Source organism: Cytophagaceae bacterium ABcell3, assembly GCA_030913385.1.
Lineage (GTDB): Bacteria > Bacteroidota > Bacteroidia > Cytophagales > Cytophagaceae > ABcell3.
Map to the genome: position 1 here is coordinate 5,090,804 of CP133159.1, position 6,697 is coordinate 5,097,500.

Here is a 6,697-nt window from a genome sequence, read left to right on the forward strand (position 1 = left end):
ACCAATAATTTATCATTACAGGAATGATATTTATTTAATTTTGCTAAATAAAAAATAAAAAAATGGAAGTACGGAGTTTTGTTTTTAACCCTTTTCAGGAAAACACCTATGTCCTTTACGATGAGACCAATGAGTGTGTAATTATAGATCCAGGATGTTATGAAAAGCATGAAAAAGATGAATTGACCTCTTTTATTAGCGATAACAAGCTAAAAGTTAAGCAGCTAATCAATACACACTGCCACATAGACCATATTTTAGGCAATAAATTTATAAAAGAGTTTTACCAAGTAGACTTGGCTATCCATCAAATAGACGAGCAAACACTACGTGCAGTAAAAGTTTATGCCCCAAATTATGGTTTCTATAATTATGAGGAGTCCGAACCTGACACTTATTTAAAAGAAGGCGATAAAGTAATCTTTGGAAACACAGAGCTGGAAGTCCTATTTGTACCAGGTCATGCTCCAGGGCATATAGCTCTTTATAATAAGAAAGAAAAAAAATGTATAGCAGGAGATGTGCTATTTCATCGCAGCATAGGGCGTACAGACCTTCCAGGAGGAGACCATGATACACTAATTAACAGCATCAGGGAAAAACTATTTCCTCTAGGAGAAGATGTTACTGTTTACCCTGGGCATGGCCCTGCTACCAATATGGGTGAAGAAATGCGCCATAACCCTTTTTGCATGATTTATTAGGCAAATGAAAAAACATATACCAAACTTCATCACCTGCCTAAACCTGGCATCAGGCTTTATAGGAATTATTGAAACATTAAATGGCCGGTTGTATATGGGCGCATGGCTCATTGTTCTAGCTTGCATCTTTGACTTTTTTGATGGATTTGCAGCCAGGATGTTACGTGTAACCTCCCCGATCGGCAAGCAACTGGATTCTTTGGCAGACATGGTTACCTTTGGAGTGCTTCCGGGATTGATCATGTTCCAACTTCTTCATTTTTCTGTGGTAGGTCAATATTTATTTAATGAAAGCATTCCTGCAATATCTTATCTTGCTGTGCTTATACCCATATTTTCTGCTTTGCGCTTAGCAAAGTTTAACATAGATGAGCGCCAAACCACATACTTTATTGGCGTACCCACCCCTACCAATGCAATATTAATAGCTTCGTTTGCTTTAATAGTAAGGGTACCCCAAGATAATGTCTTCTTTTTCGCATTGCAAAACACCTATATATTAGCAGCTATAACCATTGTCACATCACTGCTACTGGTGTCCGAAATAAGGTTGATATCGTTGAAGTTCAAAGGCTTTTCCTGGAAAGACAATATATTTAGATATTTGCTGATTATAGTTTCTGTAATAGCTCTATCTGTGTTGCAGCTATATGCCATACCTGTTATAATTATATTATACATTATTTTGTCATTGATAGAGAGGACCTATCACCCATGAAGCTAATAAAAAAACATATAGTAGTCTGTGTATTTCAAGGCCATAAAGGAGAAAACCTAAAAATTAACATAAACCTAAAGCACTGATATAGCAAGTATTACTTAACACTTATTATAACATGACGGGTTACAATCTTTAAAGTTAATCCCGATTTAAAATAAATGTACTTAGTGTTCGTTCATTAATCGTTTCTTGAAACGTATTACAAAATAAACCAAACTTCGGAGGATAAAACCTATCTTGATGAACAGATTCAGGATAATACTAACTTTTCTGTTTTTTTTAATCTGTATAGCTGCTGCCAAAAGCCAAGGAAGGAAGCAAGTTACCCTAAACTGGAATCAATCTACTACTATTAAAGATGAGAATGACCAGAAACTTGATATTCCTTCTTTTGAGGGCGCCATACATATTGTCGAAAACAACCACCTGCCTTTATATCAAATAAAAATAACAGGCCATATAAGCACTTTTGAGCTTGAAAATACTACCGTAGATCAACTATCTGAAAAAGAAAAAAGTTCTCTTAAAGATTATAAAGAAAAAAATTACAAAACAGATATTACATTAGGGTTTCAAAATAAAACCCCTATCTCCTTTGTTCGTATTATCCCCATAAGATATAGTGAAAGTAAAGGGAGCTACGAAAAACTCACTTCCTTTAGCTACAAATATCAAAAAACCTCTACAAAACCATTAGTAGAGAAAAAATCAGAAACCAGCCATCAAACTCAACGCAGAGGCATGCAAAAGCAAGCTTTAACCTCTGTACTTTCTACTGGAGATTGGTATAAAATGCGGATATCAGAAAGCGGAATCCATAAAATAGATTATGAAATGCTACAACAGATGGGGTTAAACCCATCTTCCATTGACCCTAGAAAAATCCAAATTTATGGAAATGGAGGAGGCATGTTACCTCAAGCAAACAGTGATGAAAGATATGCCGATTTGGTAGAAAATGCCATTTATGTAGAAGGTGAAGCAAACGGCGAATTTAACAGAGGCGATTATATCCTTTTCTACGCCCAAGGGCCACACACATGGCACTACAATGATTCGGAAGAAATCTTTAATCATACTTTCAATGTTTACTCAGACCATGCTTACTACTTCCTGACCGTCGGGTCAGAACACAACGGAAAAAGAATTGCCAATGCCCCTGAAGCAGGAACCCCTGCCCAAACAATCGCAACTTTTGACGAAAGAGTATTTCATGAAAGAGACTTAGACAACATACTTTATTCAGGAAGAGAATGGTATGGAGAATTATTTGACTTTACTACACAAAGAAATTTCAACTTCAATTTACCAGGGATAGTCGCAGGAACCGATATAAAAATCACCTCTGCCGTTATGGCAGCTTCGATTTCCCAAAGCAGGTTTTCACTATCTATCAACAACGTCCAAGCTGGTACACAAACCATTTCAAATATTCCTAATACAACTTATGGACAAAAAGGAAGAAACGCGAGAAACATATTTACTGTAAACCAATCTTCAGTAGGAAGCTCAGGAAATTTAAACATAAGCCTTTCTTATGATAAGCGAGGAGTAGGGTCGGCCAAAGGGTATCTAAACTACTTGGAAATAAACGCCAAAAGAGCCCTTAGACTCTATGGCAATCAAACCATGTTCCGCTCTATAGAAAGCACCTCGGAAAATGTATCGAGGTTTCAGATCGCAACAACAGCTTCCGGTCTTCGCATTTGGGACATTACAAATCACGTGGAGCCTTTAAACCAAAATTTCACATTTAATGGCAGCCAGGCAACTTTTACAACGAGCACATCAGAACTGAAAGAATTTATTGTTTTTTCGGGCAACAATTTTTCAACTCCTGTGTTTGATAAAAAAATTTCAAACCAAAACTTACGTGGAATCGCAGCTGGTAGTGTTCCTCATATGGTCATCGTCTCAGGAAATCAATTTATGAGCCAAGCAAACAAGCTGGCCCAAAACAAAAGAAGAGAAGGTAACCTAAAGGTGGAAGTGGTCTCTATTGAACAGGTATACAACGAATTTTCTTCAGGATCGCCAGATGTCACTGCAATTAGGGACTTTATGAAGTTACTCTATGATAGAGGCTCAGGTGCGGATACGCTCAGGTATTTATTATTGTTTGGCGACTGCTCTTATGATTATAAAAACATTAAAGGAAATGGCGCAGGCTACGTACCGGTTTATCAGTCAAGAGAATCATTGCATAATATATTCTCGTACTCATCAGATGACTATTTTGGTTTTCTAGACGACAATGAGGGCTATTGGCCAGAAGACCGAAACAGTAGTTCCAACCATACCTTGGATATCAGCATTGGTCGTCTACCAGTAAACAATACATCAGAAGCAGAGGCCGTGGTGAGCAAAATTTCACACTATCAAAGTAACGAATCGTTAGGGAATTGGCGTAACAGGGTAACCTTTGTGGCCGATGACGGGGACGGAAACTCGCATATGAGAGATGCAGAAATGCTCTCTGACAAGGTTTATGAAAACCATAAAGAATATAACATCAATAAAATTTTCATAGATGCTTACCCGCAAATACCATCTCCTGCAGGAGAAATAGCCCCTGCTGTAAATGAAGCTATAGACCAGGCTATTGAAAAAGGGACATTGATCATGAACTATAGTGGGCATGGGGGGCAGGAGATATGGGCAGACGAAAGGATTTTGGACGTGCAACAAATACGCCGGTGGAGAAACATGGACAACCTTGCATTTTTCATCACGGCCACATGTGACTTTGGGGTTTATGACGACCCACGTATCCAATCAGGAGGAGAGGCGCTGGTATTGTCGCCCAATGGAGGAGGCATAGGGATATTTTCTTCTACAAGACCTGTGTACCAGTCTAGTAACAGAACCATCAACCTCGCCATATACGAGTTTATGTTTGAAGATCTAGCCAATAATGAAAAACCGGGCATGGGCGATGTAACGCGTAAAGCTAAAAATGAAGGACAGGTTGGGGTGAACAATAGAAACTATGCCTTGTTAGGCGACCCTTCTTTAAAGCTTGCTTACCCTCAGGAGCAAATGGTCGTAACAGGTATTAAAAGAGCAGGTGAAGATACCGATACCTTAAGGGCACTAAGTAAGATCACCATAGAGGGCGAAATTAGAAACAACAACGGAGGACTTCTCAATGATTTTAATGGTATCGCCCATATTACCGTATTTGAAAAAATGTCTACATTAAGAACATACGGCACAGGCGGCACCAGCCCAATGGAATTTGATGTGCAGAGGAACTTTATTTATGATGGGCAAGCAAGTGTAAGCGGTGGTGAATTCAGTGTTTCCTTCATAGTACCCAAAGATATTTCATACAACTTTGGCTATGGAAAAATCAGCATGTATGCACAAAAAGAATACCAAGCTACAGATGCACATGGTCACCATTCCACAGTAGTAATAGGGGGAAGCGATCCTGAGGCAGCAGAAGATACCACCCCACCAGAGATAGAGCTTTTCATGAACGATGAGTCATTTGTCTTTGGAGGAGTAACCAATAACAATCCCAAACTAATTGCGAAACTTTTTGATGAAAGCGGCATCAATGTAGCAGGGACAGGCGTCGGTCATGAAATCACAGCCGTTATAGATGACAAACCAAATGTAATAGTACTCAATGACTACTACACTGCAGAACTTGACAATTTTCAAAAAGGGAGGGTTGAGTATCCATTAAGAGACCTTGAAGAAGGAAACCACTCGTTAAAATTCAAGGCTTGGGACACCCACAACAATCCAGGTGACGCTTATGTAGAGTTTATTGTAGCTACAGATGAAAAACTTGCTTTAAAACATATATTGAATTACCCCAATCCATTTTCAACCAACACTACTTTTCACTTTGACCATAACCGCGCAGGTGAAGACCTAGACGTACTGGTACAAATTTATACCGTTTCTGGGACATTAATAAGAACCTTAGACGGAAGGTGTTATGCTTGCTCATCACACTTCGAAGACATTCACTGGGATGGGCGTGACGATTTTGGTGATAAGATTGGAAAAGGTGTATATGTATATAAGGTAAATGTACGTTCCCTTAGAGACGGATCGTCTAATTTCAAATACCAAAAACTAGTAATATTAAATTAAAGAGAATATAAATAAAAAAACTTATATTTGACATTTAACAAACCCAAACATGTCCAGAAAACTTTTACTAATAGTTTGTGTGCTAAACATAATTTACCATTCAGGTAATGCACAAATGACCAATCCTGACGTACAGGATCTTATTGGCCAAGAAGGAAGGGCAATTACTACTGCGGTTCCTTTTCTAACTATAGCACCGGATGCGCGTGCCGCTGCCCTTGGCGATGCCGGAGCCGCTACTTCTCCAGATGCAAACTCGATTTTCTGGAACCCTGCTAAGTTAGCTTTTATTGAAAATGATATGGGTGCATCCATATCTTATACCCCATGGCTAAGAAAGTTAGTAAACGACATGTCATTGTCCTACTTAACAGCATACAAAAAGATAACACGAGAACAAGCCATTGGGTTCCAGCTTAAGTACTTTAATATGGGTAATATTCAGTTTACCGACCAAGCAGGCCAACCTTTAAATGAATTTCGCCCTAGAGAGTTCTCTACAGGATTAACATACTCCAGAAAACTTAGTGACAATATGGGTGTGGCCATTGGGATGAAGTATATACATTCAAACTTAGCAGGAAACTTTACACTGGCCTCTACCGGAGAACCCGCAAGACCAGGAAATACTGCTGCCGGTGACATCGGGTGGTACTACAATAGAGACCTACAACTTGGTGGCACACCTGCAAACCTTGCTTTAGGTGCTGCAATCACAAATATTGGTGCAAAAATCTCGTACTCAGGAAACGATGATAGAGACTTTATTCCTACAAATCTAAGAGTAGGTGCTGCATTTACCACTGAGCTTGACCCTTACAATAAAATCACTTTTATTGCTGATGTAAATAAGTTGATGGTACCGACTCCTCCGGTATATAAAAGAGATGAGGATGGAAGAATCTTAACATATCCAGATGGAAGCAATCGAACTTTAGCAGGAAGACCAGTGGAGGACAGATCACTAATCAATGGAATGATTACCTCTTTTTATGATGCACCAGGAGGATTCCAGGAAGAGTTAAGAGAGCTATATTATTCATTTGGTATAGAGTATTGGTACAATGACTTATTTGCTGTCAGAGGAGGATACTTTCACGAGCACAGATACAAAGGAAACAGGCAGTACTTTACCATGGGTTTTGGCGTAAGGTATCAGGTT

At 38.9% G+C, this 6,697-nt stretch carries 4 protein-coding genes (1 of these 4 only partly in view); all 4 read left to right on the forward strand.

Going from position 1 to position 6,697, the window contains the following annotated elements:
• The first annotated feature begins 62 nt into the window (after nucleotides 1–62).
• Nucleotides 63–704: an MBL fold metallo-hydrolase gene (locus RCC89_20975; protein WMJ75610.1), complete on the forward strand. Its 642-nt coding sequence runs from the start codon at nucleotides 63–65 to the stop codon at nucleotides 702–704.
• Nucleotides 705–708: 4 nt separating this feature from the next.
• Nucleotides 709–1,422, forward strand: coding sequence for a CDP-diacylglycerol--serine O-phosphatidyltransferase (gene pssA / locus RCC89_20980; GenBank protein ID WMJ75611.1), 714 nt, complete (start codon nucleotides 709–711; stop codon nucleotides 1,420–1,422).
• 243 nt (nucleotides 1,423–1,665) lie between these two features.
• Nucleotides 1,666–5,535, forward strand: a complete 3,870-nt coding sequence (porU, locus tag RCC89_20985) for a type IX secretion system sortase PorU (GenBank protein WMJ75612.1) — start codon at nucleotides 1,666–1,668, stop codon at nucleotides 5,533–5,535.
• A gap of 49 nt (nucleotides 5,536–5,584) precedes the next feature.
• Nucleotides 5,585–6,697, forward strand: the 5' portion of a protein-coding gene (gene porV, locus RCC89_20990) for a type IX secretion system outer membrane channel protein PorV (protein ID WMJ75613.1). The gene runs 123 nt beyond the window's last position; 1,113 of the gene's 1,236 nt are visible here — the first part of the coding sequence; its start codon is at nucleotides 5,585–5,587; its stop codon lies off the right edge, out of view.